At 70.5% G+C, this 18135-nt stretch carries 16 protein-coding genes; 7 read left to right on the top strand and 9 right to left on the bottom strand.

Going from position 1 to position 18135, the window contains the following annotated elements; genetic code table 11:
- Positions 1-7: 7 nt before the first annotated feature.
- Positions 8-1414 (top strand): dihydrolipoamide acetyltransferase family protein, encoded by a 1407-nt coding sequence (locus ACFU95_RS34545; protein WP_383836106.1) that lies wholly within the window; start codon positions 8-10, stop codon positions 1412-1414.
- Positions 1415-1517: 103 nt separating this feature from the next.
- On the opposite strand, the gene ACFU95_RS34540 is transcribed toward ACFU95_RS34545, so the two are convergent.
- On the bottom strand, positions 1518-2396 hold the full coding sequence (locus ACFU95_RS34540) for a D-alanyl-D-alanine carboxypeptidase family protein (protein WP_383836103.1): 879 nt from the start codon (positions 2394-2396) through the stop codon (positions 1518-1520).
- Positions 2397-2627: 231 nt separating this feature from the next.
- Here ACFU95_RS34540 and ACFU95_RS34535 point away from each other — a divergent pair, with 231 nt between their 5' ends.
- Together ACFU95_RS34535 and ACFU95_RS34530 are read left to right on the top strand one after the other, a co-directional pair.
- Positions 2628-3290 carry a GntR family transcriptional regulator gene (locus ACFU95_RS34535; protein WP_383836100.1) on the top strand — a complete coding sequence of 221 codons (663 nt, stop codon included), beginning with the start codon at positions 2628-2630 and terminating at the stop codon, positions 3288-3290.
- The gene (locus tag ACFU95_RS34530; RefSeq protein ID WP_383836097.1) at positions 3287-4582 is read left to right on the top strand and encodes a nitrate/nitrite transporter; all 1296 of its coding nucleotides are present in this window, start codon (positions 3287-3289) and stop codon (positions 4580-4582) included. Before ACFU95_RS34535 ends, ACFU95_RS34530 begins: the two co-directional genes overlap by 4 nt.
- A gap of 55 nt (positions 4583-4637) precedes the next feature.
- Here the strand turns inward: ACFU95_RS34530 and ACFU95_RS34525 are convergent, their stop codons facing one another.
- Both ACFU95_RS34525 and ACFU95_RS34520 read right to left on the bottom strand, forming a co-directional pair.
- A complete protein-coding gene (locus ACFU95_RS34525; RefSeq protein WP_383836094.1) occupies positions 4638-5417 on the bottom strand; it encodes an SAM-dependent methyltransferase in 780 nt (259 codons plus the stop codon).
- Positions 5418-5588: 171 nt separating this feature from the next.
- The gene (locus tag ACFU95_RS34520) at positions 5589-6413 is read right to left on the bottom strand and encodes a maleylpyruvate isomerase family mycothiol-dependent enzyme (protein WP_383836091.1); all 825 of its coding nucleotides are present in this window, start codon (positions 6411-6413) and stop codon (positions 5589-5591) included.
- Positions 6414-6607: 194 nt separating this feature from the next.
- On the opposite strand from ACFU95_RS34520, the gene ACFU95_RS34515 reads away from it, so the two are divergent.
- Positions 6608-7405, top strand: coding sequence for a carbon-nitrogen family hydrolase (locus ACFU95_RS34515; RefSeq protein ID WP_383836088.1), 798 nt, complete (start codon positions 6608-6610; stop codon positions 7403-7405).
- A 42-nt stretch (positions 7406-7447) separates the two neighbouring features.
- Here the strand turns inward: ACFU95_RS34515 and ACFU95_RS34510 are convergent, their stop codons facing one another.
- The gene (locus tag ACFU95_RS34510) at positions 7448-7945 is read right to left on the bottom strand and encodes an LURP-one-related/scramblase family protein (protein ID WP_383836085.1); all 498 of its coding nucleotides are present in this window, start codon (positions 7943-7945) and stop codon (positions 7448-7450) included.
- Positions 7946-8052: 107 nt separating this feature from the next.
- Between ACFU95_RS34510 and ACFU95_RS34505 the strand changes: the two genes are divergently transcribed.
- Entirely contained in the window at positions 8053-9897 is a 1845-nt protein-coding gene (locus tag ACFU95_RS34505; protein WP_383836082.1) for an NHL domain-containing thioredoxin family protein, read from the top strand.
- Here the strand turns inward: ACFU95_RS34505 and ACFU95_RS34500 are convergent.
- The 4 genes from ACFU95_RS34500 to ACFU95_RS34485 form a co-directional block, all read right to left on the bottom strand.
- On the bottom strand, positions 9885-10136 hold the full coding sequence (locus ACFU95_RS34500; protein ID WP_383836079.1) for a DUF6458 family protein: 252 nt from the start codon (positions 10134-10136) through the stop codon (positions 9885-9887). The genes ACFU95_RS34505 and ACFU95_RS34500 overlap by 13 nt on opposite strands.
- 60 nt (positions 10137-10196) lie before the next feature.
- Positions 10197-11495, bottom strand: a complete 1299-nt coding sequence (locus ACFU95_RS34495) for a M18 family aminopeptidase (protein ID WP_383836076.1) — start codon at positions 11493-11495, stop codon at positions 10197-10199.
- A 675-nt stretch (positions 11496-12170) separates the two neighbouring features.
- Positions 12171-13997 (bottom strand): acyl-CoA dehydrogenase, encoded by a 1827-nt coding sequence (locus ACFU95_RS34490; protein ID WP_383836214.1) that lies wholly within the window; start codon positions 13995-13997, stop codon positions 12171-12173.
- A 207-nt stretch (positions 13998-14204) separates the two neighbouring features.
- Positions 14205-15008 (bottom strand): intradiol ring-cleavage dioxygenase, encoded by an 804-nt coding sequence (locus ACFU95_RS34485; RefSeq protein ID WP_383836073.1) that lies wholly within the window; start codon positions 15006-15008, stop codon positions 14205-14207.
- Between the two features lie 178 nt (positions 15009-15186).
- Between ACFU95_RS34485 and ACFU95_RS34480 the strand changes: the two genes are divergently transcribed.
- Positions 15187-15663, top strand: coding sequence for an SseB family protein (locus tag ACFU95_RS34480; protein WP_383836070.1), 477 nt, complete (start codon positions 15187-15189; stop codon positions 15661-15663).
- 28 nt (positions 15664-15691) lie between these two features.
- Here ACFU95_RS34480 and ACFU95_RS34475 read toward each other — a convergent pair whose 3' ends face one another.
- Positions 15692-16426: a TetR/AcrR family transcriptional regulator gene (locus ACFU95_RS34475; RefSeq protein ID WP_383836067.1), complete on the bottom strand. Its 735-nt coding sequence runs from the start codon at positions 16424-16426 to the stop codon at positions 15692-15694.
- Between the two features lie 134 nt (positions 16427-16560).
- On the opposite strand from ACFU95_RS34475, the gene ACFU95_RS34470 reads away from it, so the two are divergent.
- Positions 16561-18090 (top strand): MFS transporter, encoded by a 1530-nt coding sequence (locus tag ACFU95_RS34470; protein ID WP_383836064.1) that lies wholly within the window; start codon positions 16561-16563, stop codon positions 18088-18090.
- Positions 18091-18135 lie beyond the last annotated feature (45 nt).

The raw sequence follows: 18135 nt of genomic DNA, 5'->3' as shown, positions 1-18135 counted from the left end.
GAGGGTCGTGACGACGATGACGGAAGCGTCCGTGCGCGAGTTCAAGATGCCCGACGTGGGCGAGGGACTCACCGAGGCCGAGATCCTCAAGTGGTACGTCCAGCCGGGCGACACGGTCACCGACGGCCAGGTGGTGTGCGAGGTCGAGACCGCCAAGGCGGCCGTCGAGCTGCCCATCCCGTACGACGGGGTGGTCCGCGAGCTGCACTTCCCCGAGGGCACCACGGTGGACGTCGGTACGGCGATCATCGCGGTGGACCTGGCGGGCGGGGCGGCCCCGGTCGCCGAGGCGCCGGCCCAGGCTCCGGCCGAGCCGGAGGAGGCCAAGCCCCAGACCAGGCAGCCGGTGCTGGTCGGCTACGGCGTGGCGGCGTCCTCGACGAAGCGCCGCCCGCGCAAGGGAGCCGACGTCCCGCGCCAGGAGCCCGCCACGGCGGCGCGGGCACCGCAGTCCGAGCTGAACGGCCACCACGGCCCCGCCGCGACCGTGACGCCTCCCCGGCCGCTGGCGAAGCCTCCGGTGCGCAAGCTGGCGAAGGACCTGGGGGTCGACCTGACGACGGTCGCCCCGACCGGCCCCGACGGCATCATCACGCGTGAGGACGTCCACGCGGCGGTGGCCCCGCAGGCCCCGGCCGCCGAACCGGTGCCGCAGGCCGCCCCGGTCGCCGCGCCCGCCGCCGCTCCGGCGCCGGTGGTCGCGTACGACACTGTCCGCGAGAGTCGGATCCCGGTGAAGGGCGTCCGCAAGGCGACGGCGGCGGCGATGGTCGGCTCGGCGTTCACGGCGCCGCATGTCACGGAGTTCGTGACGGTGGACGTGACGCGCACGATGAAGCTGGTCGAGGAGCTCAAGGCGGACAAGGAGTTCGCGGGCCTGCGCGTGAACCCCCTGCTGCTCGTCTCCAAGGCCCTGCTGGTGGCGATCCGGCGGAACCCTGAGGTCAACGCTTCCTGGGACGAGGCCAACCAGGAGATCGTGCGGAAGCACTACGTCAACCTGGGCATCGCGGCGGCGACCCCGCGCGGCCTGATCGTCCCGAACATCAAGGACGCCCACGCCAAGACGCTTCCTCAGCTGGCCGATTCCCTCGGCGAGTTGGTGTCGACGGCGCGGGACGGCAAGACCACGCCCGCCGCGATGCAGGGCGGCACGGTCACCATCACCAACGTCGGCGTCTTCGGCGTCGACACCGGCACCCCGATCCTCAACCCCGGTGAGTCCGCGATCCTCGCGGTCGGCGCGATCAAGCTCCAGCCGTGGGTGCACAAGGGCAAGGTGAAGCCGCGTCAGGTCACGACGCTGGCGCTCAGCTTCGACCACCGGCTGGTGGACGGGGAGCTGGGCTCCAAGGTCCTGGCGGACGTGGCGGCGATCCTGGAACAGCCGAAGCGGCTGATCACCTGGGCGTGAGCCCGGGGAGGTAGCGAAAAAGGGGCGGCCACTGTCGAGTGGCCGCCCCTTTTCGTGGAGCTGCGCCTGGGCCTCACAGGGCCTCAGTGAGCCTCAGCGCGAGTCAGCTGATCTTGGTGTAGCCGTAGTTGATCAGCTTCTTCACGTCTGCCGTGCGGTTGGCCGCCGAGGAGGAGGTCAGCACGGCGCCGATCACCGACTCGCCGCTCTTCGTGGCGGCGAAGACGAGGCAGTACTTGGAATCGGTGCCGGAGCCGGTCTTGATGCCGAGCGTGCCGTTCCAGCCGAGCAGCGTGTTGGTGTTCGTCCACGCCGCCATCGTGCGGGTGGCACCGGTCTTCGTGATCGTCTTCGCCGTGTACGACTTGGTCTTCACGATGGTCTTGAACGTGGAGTTCTTCATCACGCTGCGGGCGACCTTTGTCAGGTCACGCGGCGTCGAGGCGTTGGAGCCGTTGCTTATGCCGTCGAACGAGTCGAACTTCGTGTTGGTCATGCCCAGGCTCTTGGCCATGGTGTTCATCTTGCCGATGAAGTTCTTCGTGCGCGCCGAGACGGTAGAGCCGGAACCGAACTTGTCGGCGAGGGCCATGGCGGCGTCGCAGCCGGACGGCAGCAACATCCCGTAGAGCAGCTGACGAACGGTGACCTTGTCGCCGACGATCAGCCTGGCGGACGAGGCGCCCTTGGAGACGATGTAGTCGCTGACCTCCTTCTTGATCGTGACCTTGGTGTCCAGGTTCAGGTTCGACTGCGAGAGCACGACCTTCGCGGTCATGACCTTGGTGGTGGAGGCGGTGAGCCTCTTGGTGTCCGCCGCCTTGGTGAACAGGGTCTTGCCGTTCGCGCTGTTCATCAGGAACCCGCCCTTGGCGGTGATCGAGGGCGCGGTGGCGGCCTGCGCGGGCGCCGCGGTGACGGCTCCGGAGGCGAGGACCGCACCGGTCGTGAGCGCGACGGCTACGGCTCTGCGGACGCGCATGCCCTTTATGGCAGTGATCAACTGAAATACCCCGATTGCGTCGAATGCCCCGAAAGTGCGGCCGAGTTGGAGGGGAAAGAAAGAGGGGCCGCACGTGTGTGACACGTAACTAGCACAGAAGGTTGTGCAACGCCTGGGGTGGATGTTGCTTCTTTGCCGGAAGATTCCGCTGTGGGGTCCGCATGCTGGAATGTCCACGCCATGCGTACGTGTTGTATCTATGCTGTGGCCATGCCTTCCGCTCCGCCCGCACCCCTCAAGCAGCCGCCCGCCGCCGACCGCGTCTACGCCCATGTCAAGCAGGGCGTACTGGACCGGCGTTACGAGGGCGGGACCCTTCTCACCGAGGGCGAGCTCGCCGAGGCCGTCGGAGTCTCGCGCACCCCGGTCCGGGAGGCGCTGCTGCGGCTGGAGGTCGAAGGGCTGATCAAGCTCTACCCGAAGAAGGGCGCACTGGTCCTGCCGGTCTCCGCACAGGAGATCAAGGACGTGGTGGAGACGCGGATGCTCGTCGAGGAGCACGCGGCGCGCAAGGCCGTGCCCGCGACCCCCGGGCTCATCGAGCGCCTGGAGGAACTGCTCGCGCGGCAGAAGGCACAGGCGGCGGCCGGCGATCTCGCCGGAGCGGCCGTCACCGACCGCTGCTTCCACGCGGAGATCGTCCGCAGCGGCGGCAACGAGATCCTGTCGCGGCTCTACGACCAACTGCGCGACCGGCAACTGCGCATGGGCGTCGCCGTCCTGCACTCCCACCCCGACCGGATCGCCAAGACACTGGTCGAGCACGAGGAGATCCTTCAGGCCCTGCGCTCCGGGGACGCCGAGGCGGCCGTCGGGCTGGTCCACCGGCACATCGGCTGGTTCTCGCACCTGGCGCGCGGTGAAGAGCGATGAGGACCACCGTGCTGCCGGGTGACCCTCCGGGCGGCCGCCGCGCCTTCGCCGTCTGGGGCATAGGCGTCTCGGTCTACTTCGTCGCCGTCATCTTCCGTACGTCCCTCGGGGTCGCCGGCCTCGACGCCGCGGACCGCTTCGACGTGAACGCCTCGGCCCTGTCGACGTTCTCGATCCTCCAGCTGCTCGTCTACGCGGGCATGCAGATACCCGTCGGCCTGCTCGTCGACCGGCTCGGCACCAAGAAGGTGCTGGGCCTGGGTGTGGTGCTCTTCACAGCGGGCCAACTGGGCTTCGCCTTCTCCCCGTCGTACGGCACGGCCCTCGCCTCGCGCGCCCTGCTGGGCTGCGGCGACGCCATGACGTTCATCAGCGTGCTGCGGCTGGGCAGCCGCTGGTTCCCCGCCCGGCGCGGTCCGCTGATCGCGCAGCTCGCGGGCCTCGCGGGCATGGCCGGCAACCTCGTCTCCACACTGGTGCTGGCACGGCTGCTGCACGGGGTGGGCTGGACGGCGGCGTTCGCGGGCAGCGCGGGCGCGGGTGCCGTGGTGTTCGTGTTGCTGCTGCTGTTCCTCAAGGACCACCCCGAGGGGCACGAGCCGGAGCCGCTGCCGCACCAGGGCGCGGCGTACGTACGACGCCAGATCGCCGCCTCCTGGCGGGAGCCGGGCACCCGGCTGGGGCTGTGGGTGCACTTCACCACCCAGTTCCCGGCGATGGTGTTCCTGCTGCTGTGGGGGATGCCGTTCCTGGTGGAGGCACAGGGGCTGTCCCGCGCGACGGCCGGTGAACTGCTCACCCTCGTCGTCCTGTCGAACATGGTGGTGGGCCTGGTCTACGGCCAGGTCGTCGCCCGGCACCACGAGGCGCGGCTGCCGCTGGCGCTGGGCACGGTGGGGGCGACGGCGGTCCTGTGGGCGACGACGCTGGCCTGGCCCGCCGACACGGCGCCGATGTGGCTGCTGATCGTGCTGTGCGCGGTGCTCGGGGCGTGCGGGCCGGCCTCGATGCTCGGCTTCGACTTCGCGCGTCCGGCGAATCCGCCGGAGCGGCAGGGGACGGCGTCCGGCATCACCAACATGGGCGGTTTCGTGGCCTCGATGACGACGCTGTTCGCGATCGGCGTCCTGCTGGACGCGACCGGGGACGACTACGCCGTCGCCTTCTCGGTGGTGTTCGTCCTCCAGGCGCTCGGCGTGAGCCAGATTCTGCGGCTGCGCAAGCGGGCGGCGCGCAGGGAGCGGGAACGGCTGGTGGCCAGCAGGGTGGAGACGGTGCACGTTCCCGCGTAGCCGGCGGGGCGCGGGGCGGGAACCACCGGGCGGGCGGGCCACACCGGGTGACGTGCTACAGGGCCGGGACGAGCGTGAGGTACGCGAAGCCCAGGACACCGCGGTAGCTCATCCACTGGGCGCGGTGGCGGTCCAGGCGGTCGCGGGTCTCGGCGGCCAGAGGGTGATCGGGATGCCGGGCCAGCCACACCTCCACGTCCGCCTGGTACGCGGACTCGAACTCCTCCCACTCGTCGAGGCCGGCCGTCTCGGTCCACTCCGGGCGGAAGCCGGCGGCTACGGCGAGGTCGAGCAGGGTGGCGAGGTCATGGTGGTCGGAGGCGGAGGCTCGCGGCCACATGCCCTTGAGTTCGGCGGGGGTCGGGGTGCGTTGCCAGAAGCTCTCGCCCAGCAGTACGCGCCCGTCGTCGGTGACGAGGCCGCGTAGTGCGCGCAGGGCCTCGCTGGTGTGCTGGGGCGGCTCGGTCGTGCTCAGCGCATGGCTCGCTCCGACGCACAGGACCAGGTCGGCGCAGCCGCGGGAGGTCGCGACGGCGGACTCCTCGACGAAGTCGGCCCTGTGCGCCAACCCCCTGGCCTCGGCGTTCTGGCGGCCTCGGGCGAGGTCTTCGGCATGGAGGTCGATGCCGACGCCTGTCGCTTCGGGGACGGCGGTCAGCACGCGCAGCATCAGTTCGCCCCAGCCGCAGCCGATGTCCAGGACGGTGGTGGGGTCGGTGCGGGCGAGGCGGTCGACGAGGGGTTGCGCCCGGGCCTCGGACAGGGGGCCGTGGAAGGTGAGCCGGGTCAGACGTGGGGGGTGGTCGGCCGGGATGGCGAGGTGGGTGTGGGTCACGGCGGGACGTTAGCCGTGCGGATGGAGCGGGCGACAGCGGGTTTTCGCCCCCGCCGCCCCTACCCGTCCCATCCCGAGGTGCGCCGCCCCTTCGACCCCGCTGGGGCTGTCGCCCCTACCCCGCTCCGGCCCGAAGGGCCTCGTCCTCAGACGCCGGACGGGCTGAGTGCCCTACTGCGTCACCGTGAAGTTGCGCAGGATCGCCGCCGCCAGGTCCGTGTCGCCCTCCGCCTTCACGCGGTCCGCCGCCGCCTCCGGGGTGACACGGCCGCAGGCGAGGCGGACGTAGGTCTCCCAGTCGAGGGTGAGGGTGGCGGCGGGGCCCAGGGCGGGGGCCGTTTCGAGGGTGCCGCGGCCCTGGATGTCTACGCGGATCGTGCGCAGGAACTCGATCGGGCCGTGGACGTCGAGGACGATCGCCGAACTGCGGGGGGCGTCGGACTTGGTGGCGACGATCTCGGGCAGCCTGCCGAGCAGGACGTCGCGGGCCACGTGCGCGCCGGGGGAGTCGAGGTTGCCGGGGCGGCCGAGGGCGGCGCGCAGGTCCTGCTCGTGGACCCAGACGTCGAACGCGTGGGTCCGCATCGACTCTTCGAGGGTGAGCTCCGCGCCGAGCGGGCCGCGGACCTTCGTGCCCGGGTCGCGGGACTCGTTGCGCAGCTGGCGGTTGCGGCGGATGACCGTGTACTCCAGCTCGGACGTCATCTCCGGTGCCGTGTGGTGGCGGCGGACGTCGACCTGCATCTCCATGTAGCGCTGCTGGTCGTTGGTGACGTGGAAGAGGTCGCGCGGGAGCGTGTGGATGGGGCGCGGGTCGCCGAGCATCTCGCAGTCCAGGCCGATGACATGCGACACGACGTCGCGGACCGACCAGCCGGGGCAGGGCGTGCGCCGATTCCACTCGCCCTCCACAAGCGGCGTCACCAGCTCGGATATCGCTTCGATCGAGTGGGTCCAGGCGTCGGCGTAGGGCTGGAGGGTGGGATGCAGACTCACGGAACGGGACCCCTCGGCGGTCGGTACACGGGCGGTTTGTGGCGGCGTTGCCAGTGGGAGGTGGCGGCTGTCGGCGGGTGTCTTGAAACGCTAAGTTACGCTGCTGTGAGGCACCCCGGCAGTGCTTTCGTGTGACGATCGTAGGCCCGTAGGGAAGCCTGTGTGGACCGCTCGAATGCCAGGACGGTGGTAGTGTGCGCGCCTCTTTGCTCCAGATCGACGTCAATGAGGGCGAATCGGTCGAATCGCGCCGGGTGAGGGTTGCCTCGCTGGTGCGGGAACAGGCCGGGTCGGCCGAGCTCGTGGTCCTGCCCGAGCTGTGGACCACCGGCGCCTTCGCCTACGAGGAGTTCGGCAGCGAGGCCGAGCCGCTCGAAGGGCCGACGTACGAGGCGATGGCGAAGGCGGCGAGCGACGCGGGCGTGTGGCTGCACGCGGGCTCGATCCCCGAGCGGGACCCTGAGGGTCCCCTCTACAACACGTCCCTCGTCTTCTCTCCCTCCGGTGATCTGGTCGCCGCCTACCGCAAGATCCATCGGTTCGGCTTCGACAAGGGCGAGGCCGTGCTGATGGGCGCGGGAGCGGAACTGGTGACAGCGCGCCTGCCCGAGACCACGATCGGCGTGGCCACCTGTTACGACCTCCGCTTCCCCGAGTTGTTCCGCGGCCTCGTCGACGCCGGCGCCGAGACCCTGGTCGTCCCGGCGGGCTGGCCGGAACGCCGCCGGGCGCACTGGACGCTGCTGGCTCAGGCGCGGGCGGTGGAGAACCAGGCGTTCGTGCTCGCCTGTGGAACGGCCGGGACGCACGCGGGAGTTCCACAGGCCGGTCACTCGATCGTGGTGGACCCCTGGGGCGAGGTGCTGGCGCAGGCCGGCCCGGGAGAGCAGGTTCTGACGGTGGAGTTCGACCCGGGGAAGGTCGCGGTGACGCGGGATCAGTTCCCGGCGCTGAAGGACCGGATGCTGGGGCTGGCGCCGCCGCGCCGCTGAGGGCGGGGGCGGGGGCGGTGACGCCCGAGGGCCCAGCCGGCCTCAGTCGTCCTTACGCTCCTTCTCCGCCAGGTGGATCACACACACCGCGACCGCGATCAGCAGCGCCGGATCCGCGTCGTCCCGGACGACGTCCACGCCGTAGGTCTCCCGCACGTGCAGCCACCGCCGGGAGACCACGGCCAGCAACTCGCCGTCGTACTCGACGGCGAACTCCCGGTCGAGGATCTTGCCGCTGACGTCGAGTTCCGTGCTGCCGTCCGCCAGGGACACCCGGTAGTGGTTGCGCAGCAGGGACAGCCGTTTGCGGCGGATCGTGGCGAGCGGTTCGCCGTCCCGCTCGATCACCATCGTGTCGCGCAGGGCGAGCATCTTCTGGTGGATGTCGATGAGGACGCGCCCCTGGGTGTCCTTCAGCTCGAAGGTGTCCCGCAGCCGCATCGCCTTGCCGTCGACGAGGAACACCTTGCTGCCCCGGTCGTCCTCGATCCAGTAGTCGTCACCGAAGCCGAGGAGCCGGTCGCGTACGAGGAATCTCATGACACGAGGCGTTCCCCGCCGTCCGCTCCGAAACGCCGCCTGTAGGCCGACGGGCTGAGCCGCGTCCCGCGCCGCACGGTGTCAGTGCCCGGTGGCACCCTTGGGGCATGAACGACTCCGCACCTCGTCGCGTCCGCGTCCGTGCCCCCGAGCTGGTCGGCAAGGGCGGCTGGCTGAACACGGGCGGCCGCCCGTACGGCCTCGCCGACCTGCGGGGACGCATCGTGATCCTGGACTTCTGGACGTTCTGCTGCATCAACTGCCTGCACGTCCTGGACGAGCTCAGAGAGCTGGAGGAGAAGCACCGGGACACCGTGGTCGTCATCGGCGTGCACTCGCCGAAGTTCGTGCACGAGGCCGAGCACCAGGCGGTCGTCGACGCGGTGGAGCGGTACGGCGTGGAGCATCCCGTGCTCGACGACCCCGAGCTCGCCACCTGGAAGCAGTACGCGGTGCGGGCCTGGCCGACGCTGGTCGTGATCGACCCGGAGGGCTACGTCGTCGCGCAGCACGCCGGTGAGGGGCATGTGCACGCCATCGAGCGGCTGGTGAGCGAGCTGGAGGCCGAGCACGAGGCCAAGGGCACGCTGCGGCGCGGCGACGGGCCGTACGTGGCTCCGGAGCCGGAGCCGACGGTGCTGCGCTTCCCGGGCCGGGCGCTGCTGCTGCCCTCCGGGAACTTCCTGGTCAGCGACACGACCCGGCACCAGCTGGTGGAGCTGGAAGGGGACGGTGAGACGGTCGTCCGGCGGATCGGCCAGGGCAGCCGTGGCATGACCAGCAGCACCTGGAACCGCTCGCGGTTCAACGAGCCGCAGGGCCTGGCGCTGCTGCCGGACGGCTCCGTGGTCGTCGCTGACACGGTGAGCCACGCCCTTCGGCGCTTCGACCCGGAGAGCGGCCGGACCACCACCCTGGCGGGCACCGGCTACCAGTGGATGCAGGGTGACCCCACTTCAGGGCCCGCGCGCGAGGTCAACCTGTCCTCACCGTGGGACGTGGCGTGGTGGCAGGGCAAGGTCTGGATCGCCATGGCCGGCATCCACCAGCTGTGGACGTACGACCCGGACGAGGACACCGTCTGCGTCGCCGCGGGCACCTCCAACGAGGGCCTCGTCGACGGCCCGGCCGCCGAGGCCTGGTTCGCCCAGCCGTCCGGCCTCGCCGTCTCCCCGGACGGGGAGCGCCTCTGGCTCGCCGACTCCGAGACGAGCGCCCTGCGCTGGATGGACCGCGAGGGCACCGTCCACACCGCCGTCGGCACCGGACTCTTCGACTTCGGGCACCGTGACGGAGCCGCCGGACAGGCCCTGTTGCAGCACCCGTTGGCGGTGACGGCCCTGCCCGACGGATCGGTCGCGGTCAGCGACACGTACAACCACGCCCTGCGGCGCTACGACCTCGCGACCGGCGAGGTCACCACCCTGGCCACGGATCTGCGGGAGCCGTCGGACGCGGTGCTCGTCGGGGACGACATCGTGGTGGTCGAATCGGCGCGGCACCGGCTGACGCGGCTGCGGCTGCCGGAGGAGGCCGTGCGGGTGGACGCGGTCGCCCATCGCACCCAGCGCGCCGCCACCGAAGTCGCCCCGGGCAAGGTTCGGCTGGACGTGATCTTCCAGGCTCCGGCGGGGCAGAAGCTGGACACGCGGTACGGTCCGTCGACCCGTCTCCTGGTCTCCGCCACCCCGCCCGAGCTGCTGCTCGCCGGCGCGGGCGCCGACACGGACCTGGCCCGCACCCTGGAACTCGACCCGGCCATCCCCGAGGGCGTTCTGCATGTCTCCGCGATGGCGGCTTCCTGCGACGACGACCCGCTCAACGAGTACCCCGCCTGCCATGTCCACCAGCAGGACTGGGGCGTGCCGGTCCGACTGACGGGGACCGGCACGGACCGACTGCCGCTGGTGCTCGCCGGGATGGACAGCGGGACGGAGGCTCAGACGCCGTAGCCGTCGCTGTACCCGTCCCGCCGATGGTGGTGGGGCTCCTCGCCGACGACCGGCGTCGTAGGCGGCACCACCACACGCCTGCGCCGGGCGATGCTGCTGAACGTGGTGACGCCGATCAGCCCGACGATCATCAGAATGACGCCGACCAGGTCGAGATTGACTCCCTCCATGTCCCAGTCGGTCGCGAACGTGAGAATGGCTCCCGCGGCGATGAGGATGATGCATCCGCCGAGGCCCATAGGTGTCGCCTCCCTGGTCCGGTGGTTCCGGTCGGAGGCGGGTACCCCGCCCGTCCCGAACTACCCCTCCAGGAACGCCACCAGCGAGTTCGCCAGCAGATGCGGGTCGTCCGCGCCGCACAACTCCCGTGCGCTGTGCATGGAGAGGATCGCCACGCCGATGTCGACGGTCTTGATGCCGTGCCGGGCCGCGGTGATCGGGCCGATCGTGGTGCCGCAGGGCATCGAGTTGTTGGAGACGAAGGACTGGAAGGGGACATTCGCCTTCTCGCAGGCCGCCGCCCAGACCGCACGGCCCGAACCGTCGGTGGCGTAGCGGTTGTTGACGTTGACCTTCAGGATCGGCCCGCCGTTGACGCGCGGGTGGTGCGTCGGGTCGTGGCGCTCCGCGTAGTTGGGGTGGACCGCGTGGCCCGTGTCGGAGGAGAGACAGACGGTGCCCGCGAAGGCGCGTGCCTTGTCCTCGTACGATCCCCCGCGCGCGAACACCGAGCGTTCCAGGACGCCGCCCAGCAGCGGCCCGTCGGCACCGGTGTCGCTCTGCGAGCCGTTCTCCTCGTGGTCGAAGGCGGCCAGCACCGGGATGGAGGGCAGGGCGGCGCCCGAGCCCGCCACCGCGGTCAGCGCCGCCGCGCCGGCGTGGACCGACAGCAGGTTGTCCATGCGCGGGCCGGCGACGAGTTCCTTGTCCCGGCCCAGGTAGGCGGGCGGCTCCACGGAGTGCACCATCAGGTCCCAGCCGGTGACCTCGCCCGACTCCAGCCCGGCCGTCTCCTCCAGGAAGTCGATCAGGTCGCCGTCGCGCACGTCGTTGCCGAGGCCCCAGATGGGCTGAAGGTGCCGCTGCTTGTCGAGCTTGAGGCCCTCCGCCGACACGGCACGGTCCAGGTGGATGGCGAGTTGCGGGACCCGCAGCAGCGGACGGTCCACGTTGACCAGCCGCGTCGTACCGTCCCGCAGGGCCAGCCGGCCCGCCAGGCCCAGGTCGCGGTCGAGCCAGGAGTTGAGCAGGGGCCCGCCGTAGATCTCCACGGCCACCTGCCGCCAGCCGTGCGCCCCGGTGTCCGGCAGCGGCTTCACGCGCAGGTTCGGGGAGTCCGTGTGCGCGCCGAGGATCCGGAACGGCGTGTGGGGCGCCGCGCCCTCGGGGACGTACCAGGCCACGATCGCGCCACCGCGCAGCACGTACTTGCCGCCGCTCGTCCCGTCCCAGGCGTCCGTCTCCGCGACCTGCCTGAAGCCGGCCTTCTCCAGCCGCTCGGCGGTGTTCGCCACGGCGTGGTACGGCGACGGGCTCGCCGCCAGGAAGGACATGAGGTCGTCGGTGTGGCCGCGGTCGAAGCGGGGGGGTGCGCTCATGGGGTTCACCTTAACGACGTACGAGGGCCCGCTCCCGGTGAAGAGGAGCGGGCCCTCGTAAGGGCGATGTGGATTGTCCGTGAGTGACTGGAACGGGCCGGGACGAGTGGCTGGAACGAGCGCCCGGAAGGCCACTCGACCCTGCCGGGGAGCCGGTGGCCCCGGTCGTGAGCCGCTCGACTCGGCTGTGGAGCCGACGGGTCCGGCTGCGGAGCCGAGGGTCCCGGTCGTGGAGCGGCTCGACTCGGCTGCGGAGCCGATGGTTCCGGCCGGACGTCCCAGGGGCCGGACTGCCGAGCCGATGGACCCCGTCGGAGCTCCGATGGTCCCGGTCATGAGCGCTCGGCTCGGCCGTGGTGCCGATGGCCTGGCTGCCGAGCCGATGATTCCGGCCGGACGTCCCAGGGGCCCAGCTGCGAAGCCGATGGTCCCGGCTGCCGAGCCGATGGGCCCGTCGGAGCTCCGATGGTTCCGGTCGCGACCCGCTCGACTCGGCCGTGGTGCCGATGATCCCGGCTGCGAAGCCCATGGGCCCGGCTGCGGGGGCGCCGGGCGCCGATGGCCCCGGCTGCCCAGCCCATGGTTCCGGCCGGAACTCCGGTGGTTCCGGCCGGTGTGGCGTCGCGGCCCGGACGGTGTTGTCGTCGCGTCCCGGCCGGTGTGGCGTCGCGGCGGTTAGAACGCTGCCTCGTCCAGCTCCATCAGGTCCAGGTCGATGCCCTCGGCGAGCTTGCGGGCGCCGGTGACGCCCGGGAGGACGTTGGCGGCGAAGAACTTGGCCGCCGCGATCTTGCCCGAGTAGAACGCCTTGTCCTTCGCCGACGCCGTCGCCAGCTTCTCGGCGGCGACCGCGGCACCCTTGAGCAGCAGGTAGCCGACGACGACGTCGCCGGAGGCCAGCAGCAGGCGGGTGGTGTTCAGGCCGACCTTGTAGATGTTCTTGACGTCCTGCTCGGTGGCCGCGAGGTCGGTCAGCATCAGGCCGACGATCGCCTCCAGCTCCACGGCAGCCTTGGCGAGCTGCTCGCGGGCCGCGCCGAGCTCCTCGCCGCCCTCGCCGAGCGCCAGGAACTTCTTGATGTCCTCGGCGAGCGAGTTCAGCGCGGCACCCTGGTTGCGGACGATCTTCCGGAAGAAGAAGTCCTGGCCCTGGATCGCGGTCGTGCCCTCGTACAGGGTGTCGATCTTGGCGTCGCGGATGTACTGCTCGATCGGGTACTCCTGGAGGAACCCGGAGCCGCCGAAGGTCTGCAGCGACTGCGCGAGCTGCTCGTAGCCCTTCTCGGAGCCGTAGCCCTTCACGATCGGCAGGAGCAGGTCGTTGAGCGCCTCCAGCGCGGAGGCGTCCTCGCCCGCGGCCTCCTTGACCTGGATCTCGTCCTGGAGGGAGGCCGTGTACAGCACCAGCGCGCGCATGCCCTCCGCGTACGCCTTCTGCGTCATCAGCGAGCGGCGCACGTCCGGGTGGTGCGTGATGGTGACCTTGGGCGCGTTCTTGTCGCCGAAGGCGGCGAGGTCGGAGCCCTGGACGCGCTCCTTGGCGTACTCGAGGGCGTTGAGGTAGCCGGTCGACAGCGTGGAGATCGCCTTCGTGCCGACCATCATGCGGGCGAACTCGATGATGCGGAACATCTGGCGGATGCCGTCGTGCTTGTCGCCGATCAGCCAGCCCTTGGCGGGGTGCTGGTCGCCGAAGGTCATCTCGCAGGTGTTGGAGGCCTTGAGCCCCATCTTGTGCTCGACGTTCGTCGCGTACGCGCCGTTGCGCTCGCCCAGCTCGCCGGTCTCGAAGTCGAAGAGGTACTTCGGGACGAGGAAGAGGGACAGCCCCTTGGTGCCCGGACCGGCACCTTCCGGCCGCGCGAGCACGTAGTGAAGGATGTTCTCCTCCATGTCGTGCTCACCGGACGTGATGAAGCGCTTCACGCCCTCGATGTGCCAGGAGCCGTCCTCCTGCTGGATCGCCTTGGTGCGGCCGGCGCCGACGTCCGAGCCGGCGTCCGGCTCGGTGAGGACCATGGTGGAGCCCCAGGTCTTCTCGACCGCGATCTGGGCGATCTTCTTCTGTACGTCGTTGCCCTCGTCGTAGAGGATGCCGGCGAACGCCGGGCCGGAGGCGTACATCCACACGGCCGGGTTCGAGCCGAGCAGCAGCTCCGCGTACGCCCAGATCAGGGAGCGCGGGGAGGTGGTGCCGCCGATCTCCTCGGGCAGGCCGAGCCGCCAGTACTCGGAGTCCATGAAGGCCTTGTAGCTCTTCTTGAAGGACGCCGGGACCGGCGCGGTGTTCGTCTCGGGGTCGAAGACCGGCGGGTTGCGGTCCGCGTCCGCGAAGGACTCCGCCAGCTCGTTCTCGGCGAGGCGGGTCAGCTCCTCGAGGATGCTTTTCGCGGTATCGGTGTCCATCTCCTCGAACGGGCCGGTGCCATACAGCTTGTCGCGTCCCAGTACTTCGAAGAGGTTGAACTCGATGTCGCGGAGATTCGACTTGTAGTGCCCCATGGCGATGACTCCGTAGAGGGATCGGCGAGGCACTTGATCCTCGCGCTAGTTCACGTACCAACAAGTAGCTACGATGATGCTACCCGTCAGTAATAAGACGCAACCCCGAGACGGTCATCTGTGACAGGTCACACCGAAAGGTCACACCAGAAGGTCACACCGGAAGGTCACACCGGAAGGTCGCACCGGAAGGTCGCACCGGCGGGGTCACACCGGAACCGTCAGGGTCGCGGTGTAGCCGTCGGCCACGCTGCCCTTCAGCGTCGCCATCTGCTGGTCGTAGCCGTCGCTGAAGATGCCGTCGGTCTCCAGGGACAGCCGGCTCAGGTTCGTCACGCTCCGGCTGTAGCCGTCCGAGGCGTACACCGTGTCGCAGACGTCCTTCGGGAACGCGAGCTGCGAGGTGTTGGTGATGGAGGTCGCCGCAGTGGCGTCGGCCAGGCTGCCGTAGACCTCGAAGTGGATGTGCGGCCAGCGGCCCTCGTAGCAGCCCGGGAAGATGCTCTTGAAGGTGACCTGGCCCTTCTCGTCGGCCTCCTGGACGCCGCGCAGGTAGTTCTCGTCGGTGACGCCCTCCGAGTACAGGGAGTACCCGCCCTCCCGGTCGCAGTGCCAGAGGTAGACGGCGGCGCCCTTCTTCGGCGTCCCGCAGCCGGACGCGGCGTCGACGACCGTGAGCGTGACCGTCAGGGGCACGCCCTCGGCGGTGCCGCCCGCGGAGTCGCCGAAGCTCCGGGTGATGTCGCCGCGGACGACGCCGCTCTCCTTCAGGACGTTCACGCCGTTCGAGCCGTCGCCCGGGAAGGGTCCGGCGGTCTCGTCCGGGATCGGCGCGCACTCGGCGGCCGAGGAGCCGGACGCCGAGGTCCCGTCCTGCGAGCTGCACCCCACCAGCGGGACCAGGCCCGCCCCCGCCATCAGCCGGATCATCCGGCGGCGGGCGAGTACGGGAAGGTCGTACGAGAGCCCTCGGTCGTGCTCGTGGACCTCGTCGTCATGGTCACGGTGCATGGCTGTCCCCTTGCCGGAGCGATGTCTTGCGCGGTGTTCCCCCGCTGGGACAGACGCTATGAGCGGCAGCTCCGGGAAACCAGGACGGCTGCTGTCAAGTCACTGTCGAGTCGCTGTCGATCTGCCGGGGCGCCCGTACCGTCCCGCCGCCCCGGCCGCTCTCGGTACGCTTGCGCCCATGTACGGCTACGACCAGAACGTCGGCGCACAGCAGCAGTACGCCCCGCCGCAGCAGCCCATGGCCGGCGGTGCGGGCGGATACGGCCAGCAGCCGCCGCTCTACCCCGAGCCGTCCCCGCCCTCCCTCGCGGACGCGGTGCGGGCCTTCACCACGGGGCAGATGGCCGCCGAGGACTTCCAGCAGGTCTTCGCGACGTCCAAGGTCTACTGCCCGCGCGGTGACAACCCGGGGTTCCTCGCCCTGCACAACACCCAGCAGCCGGTGATCCCGATGTTCACCTCGCTCAAGGAGCTGCGCCGGTACGCGGGCAAGGAGTCCAAGTACTTCGTCATCACCGGCGCCGAGGTGATCGACCTGCTCCCGACCGGCTACGGCTTCGTCCTCGACATGGAGGGCGAGCACCGCATGGTCTTCGACGCGAAGGCCGTGGAGCAGATGGTCGAGTTCGCGATGCGCCGGATGTACGGCGGCTAGGACGGCCCAGGGCCGGTACGCCGGTCCGTCACGCCTCCAGTCGCAGCGCCAGCCCGTCGAGGACCACGTCGAGGCCGTAGGCGAACTTCTCGTCGCGCAGGGCCACCGGGTCCGCGGTCGCCGAGACGGCGTCGGCATAGCCCTCGGCCAGGTGCTCGTGGCCCGCGGCGGCCTGCTGGGCGGCGGGCATCAGGCGGGCGATGAAGTCGGCCTCGGTCTCGCCGGAGCGGGCGACCGTGATGAGCCAGGCGGCCTCCGTGGTGCTCATGCCGGTCACGTACGACAGGAGCGTGTCGATCGGGCCGGACGGCTTCGCGAACCCGGCGGCCGTGAACAGCGCGGCCAGGCGCTCGGAGAACGCCATGAGGTTGGGGCCGAGGTAGGCGAGGCCCGCCTGGCCGAGGACCGAGGAGATCCAGGGGTGGCGTAGGGCGGTCGTACGGAACGAGCCGGCCGCCTCGGCGGCGGCCGCCCGCCAGTCGGGGCTGTCCGCCGGCGGTACGTGGATCTCGGCGGCGACCTCGTCGAAGGCCAGCTCCATCAGCTCGTCCTTGGTCGCCACGTGCCGGTAGAGAGAGGCCGCGCCGGCGTTCAGACGGGTGGCCAGCTTGCGCATGCTCAGTGCCTCCACGCCCTCCGCGTCCAGCATGGCGATCGCCTCCCGCACGATCGTGGCGCGGCTGAGCGTGGGCTGGTCGGACTCGCGCTGGGGGCGGGCCCAGACGGAGGGGATGGAGCTCTGCTTCGTCGATCGGGCGGCCATCGGCACTCCTTCGCATCCCTGCGTACATCGTTCGCATCGAGCGTACAGGAATCGAGGGTTGCGAACACTGTTCCGCTGTGCGTACAGTGTTCGCACCGAAGGAACGGTGTTCACGAAGTCGGAGGGGAACCGTCATGGACGTCAAGGGAACTCGCGATCCACGCCGCTGGTGGATTCTGATCGTGCTCTGCCTGAGCACGCTCGTGCTGGTCGTCGACAGCATGGCGCTGACCGTCGCGGTGCCCGTGATGACCGAGGACATCGGGGCGAGCGCCCAGGACACCCAGTGGATCCTGGACTCCTACATCCTGGTCTTCGCCGGCCTTCTGCTCACCTCCGGCAGCCTGGGCGACCGGTTCGGACGCCGGAAGGTGATGCTGATCGGGCTGCTGCTGTTCGGGGCGGCCTCGCTGGCCGCGACCTGGTGTACCAGCCCCGGCGAGGTGATCGCCGCCCGCGTCGCGATGGGCGTCGGCGGGGCGCTGATCATGCCGTCCACCCTGTCGATCCTCATCACGGTCTTCGACGAGGAGGAGCGCGGCAAGGCGATGGCGGCCTGGAGCTCGGTGTCGATGCTCGGCCTGGTCGGCAGCCCGGTGCTGGGCGGTGTCCTGATCGAGCACTTCTCCTGGCAGTCGATCTTCTTCATCAACGTGCCGATCGTGGCGCTCGCCGTCGTCGCCGGTCTCCTGCTGATGCCGGAGTCCAGGGCGCCCTGGCAGAAGGCGGACCCGCTGGGCGCGGTGCTGTCGGCGGCCGGGATGACGGCCCTGGTCTGGTGGATCATCGAGCTGCCGCAGCACGGGGCGCTGGGCGGCCGTTCCACGATCACCCTGGTGGTGGCGCTGGCCTCCCTGGTCGGCTTCGTGATCTGGGAGAACGTCACCGAGTCCCCGATGGTCCCGCTGGTCCTGTTCCGGCACCGCAACTTCAGCGGCGGCTCGCTCTCCCTGGCGCTCGTCCAGATCGGCAACGGCGGTCTGCTGCTGGTCCTGACCCAGTACCTCCAGTTCGTGCTCGGCTACTCGCCCCTGGAGGCCGGCCTCGCCTTCCTGCCGCTGGCGATCACCGCCCTGATCGGCAACGGAGTGGGCGTCAAGCTCGCCGCGAAGTACGGCAACCGGTGGGTGATCCTCGCGGGGATGCTGCTGATGGTGGCCTGCTTCGCCCTGCTGGCCACGGTCTCGGCGGACTCCGGCTTCGCGGTCCCGGCCGTGGCGCTCGGTCTCCTCGGCCTCGGTGCGGGTCTGGCGATGCCGGCCGCGGTCGGCGCCCTGATGGGCACCATCCCCGAGGACAAGGCGGGCGTCGGCTCCGCCCTGAACGACACCGTCCAGCAGGCCGGCACCGCGCTGGGCATCGCGATCCTCGGCTCGCTGCTGTCGAGCGGCTACGCGGAGCGGATGCCCGAGGGGGCGCCGGAGGAGGCGAGGCACTCGATCGCCGGGGCGGTGACCGGTGGTGACGCCCCTCTGGTCGCGGCGGCCCGCGAGGCCTTCACCGCCTCGATGTCCACCACCTTCACGGTCAGCGCGATCGGTGTCCTGGCGGCGGCGCTGCTGGCGACCCTGGTGATGCGGGAGGACCGGCGGCGGCCGGCGGTCGCGGAGCACCTGCCCGCCGCCGACCGTGCCCCCGGCAAGCAGCCCGAACCGGCCGTCTGACCACGCCGTCCCGGCTCTTGCTGGCACACTGAGCCGCCCCCGAAA

The organism is Streptomyces sp. NPDC057623, from assembly GCF_042800355.1.
Lineage (GTDB): Bacteria > Actinomycetota > Actinomycetes > Streptomycetales > Streptomycetaceae > Streptomyces.
Note: the sequence above shows the minus strand (reverse complement) of the source record. Positions and strands in the feature narration are given on the sequence as shown.

What these genes read in the sequence shown, in the direction of transcription:
- ACFU95_RS34510 (WP_383836085.1), bottom strand. Translation starts at nt 7,945, where the DNA reads ATGAGATTCCTCGTACGCGACCGGCTCCTCGGCTTCGGTGACGACTAC.
- ACFU95_RS34495 (WP_383836076.1), bottom strand. Translation starts at nt 11,495, where the DNA reads ATGAGCGCACCCCCCCGCTTCGACCGCGGCCACACCGACGACCTCATG.
- ACFU95_RS34470 (WP_383836064.1), top strand. Translation starts at nt 16,561, where the DNA reads ATGGACGTCAAGGGAACTCGCGATCCACGCCGCTGGTGGATTCTGATC.
- ACFU95_RS34500 (WP_383836079.1), bottom strand. Translation starts at nt 10,136, where the DNA reads ATGGGCCTCGGCGGATGCATCATCCTCATCGCCGCGGGAGCCATTCTC.
- ACFU95_RS34475 (WP_383836067.1), bottom strand. Translation starts at nt 16,426, where the DNA reads ATGGCCGCCCGATCGACGAAGCAGAGCTCCATCCCCTCCGTCTGGGCC.
- ACFU95_RS34480 (WP_383836070.1), top strand. Translation starts at nt 15,187, where the DNA reads ATGTACGGCTACGACCAGAACGTCGGCGCACAGCAGCAGTACGCCCCG.
- ACFU95_RS34505 (WP_383836082.1), top strand. Translation starts at nt 8,053, where the DNA reads ATGAACGACTCCGCACCTCGTCGCGTCCGCGTCCGTGCCCCCGAGCTG.
- ACFU95_RS34485 (WP_383836073.1), bottom strand. Translation starts at nt 15,008, where the DNA reads ATGCACCGTGACCATGACGACGAGGTCCACGAGCACGACCGAGGGCTC.
- ACFU95_RS34530 (WP_383836097.1), top strand. Translation starts at nt 3,287, where the DNA reads ATGAGGACCACCGTGCTGCCGGGTGACCCTCCGGGCGGCCGCCGCGCC.
- ACFU95_RS34535 (WP_383836100.1), top strand. Translation starts at nt 2,628, where the DNA reads ATGCCTTCCGCTCCGCCCGCACCCCTCAAGCAGCCGCCCGCCGCCGAC.
- ACFU95_RS34540 (WP_383836103.1), bottom strand. Translation starts at nt 2,396, where the DNA reads ATGCGCGTCCGCAGAGCCGTAGCCGTCGCGCTCACGACCGGTGCGGTC.
- ACFU95_RS34490 (WP_383836214.1), bottom strand. Translation starts at nt 13,997, where the DNA reads ATGGGGCACTACAAGTCGAATCTCCGCGACATCGAGTTCAACCTCTTC.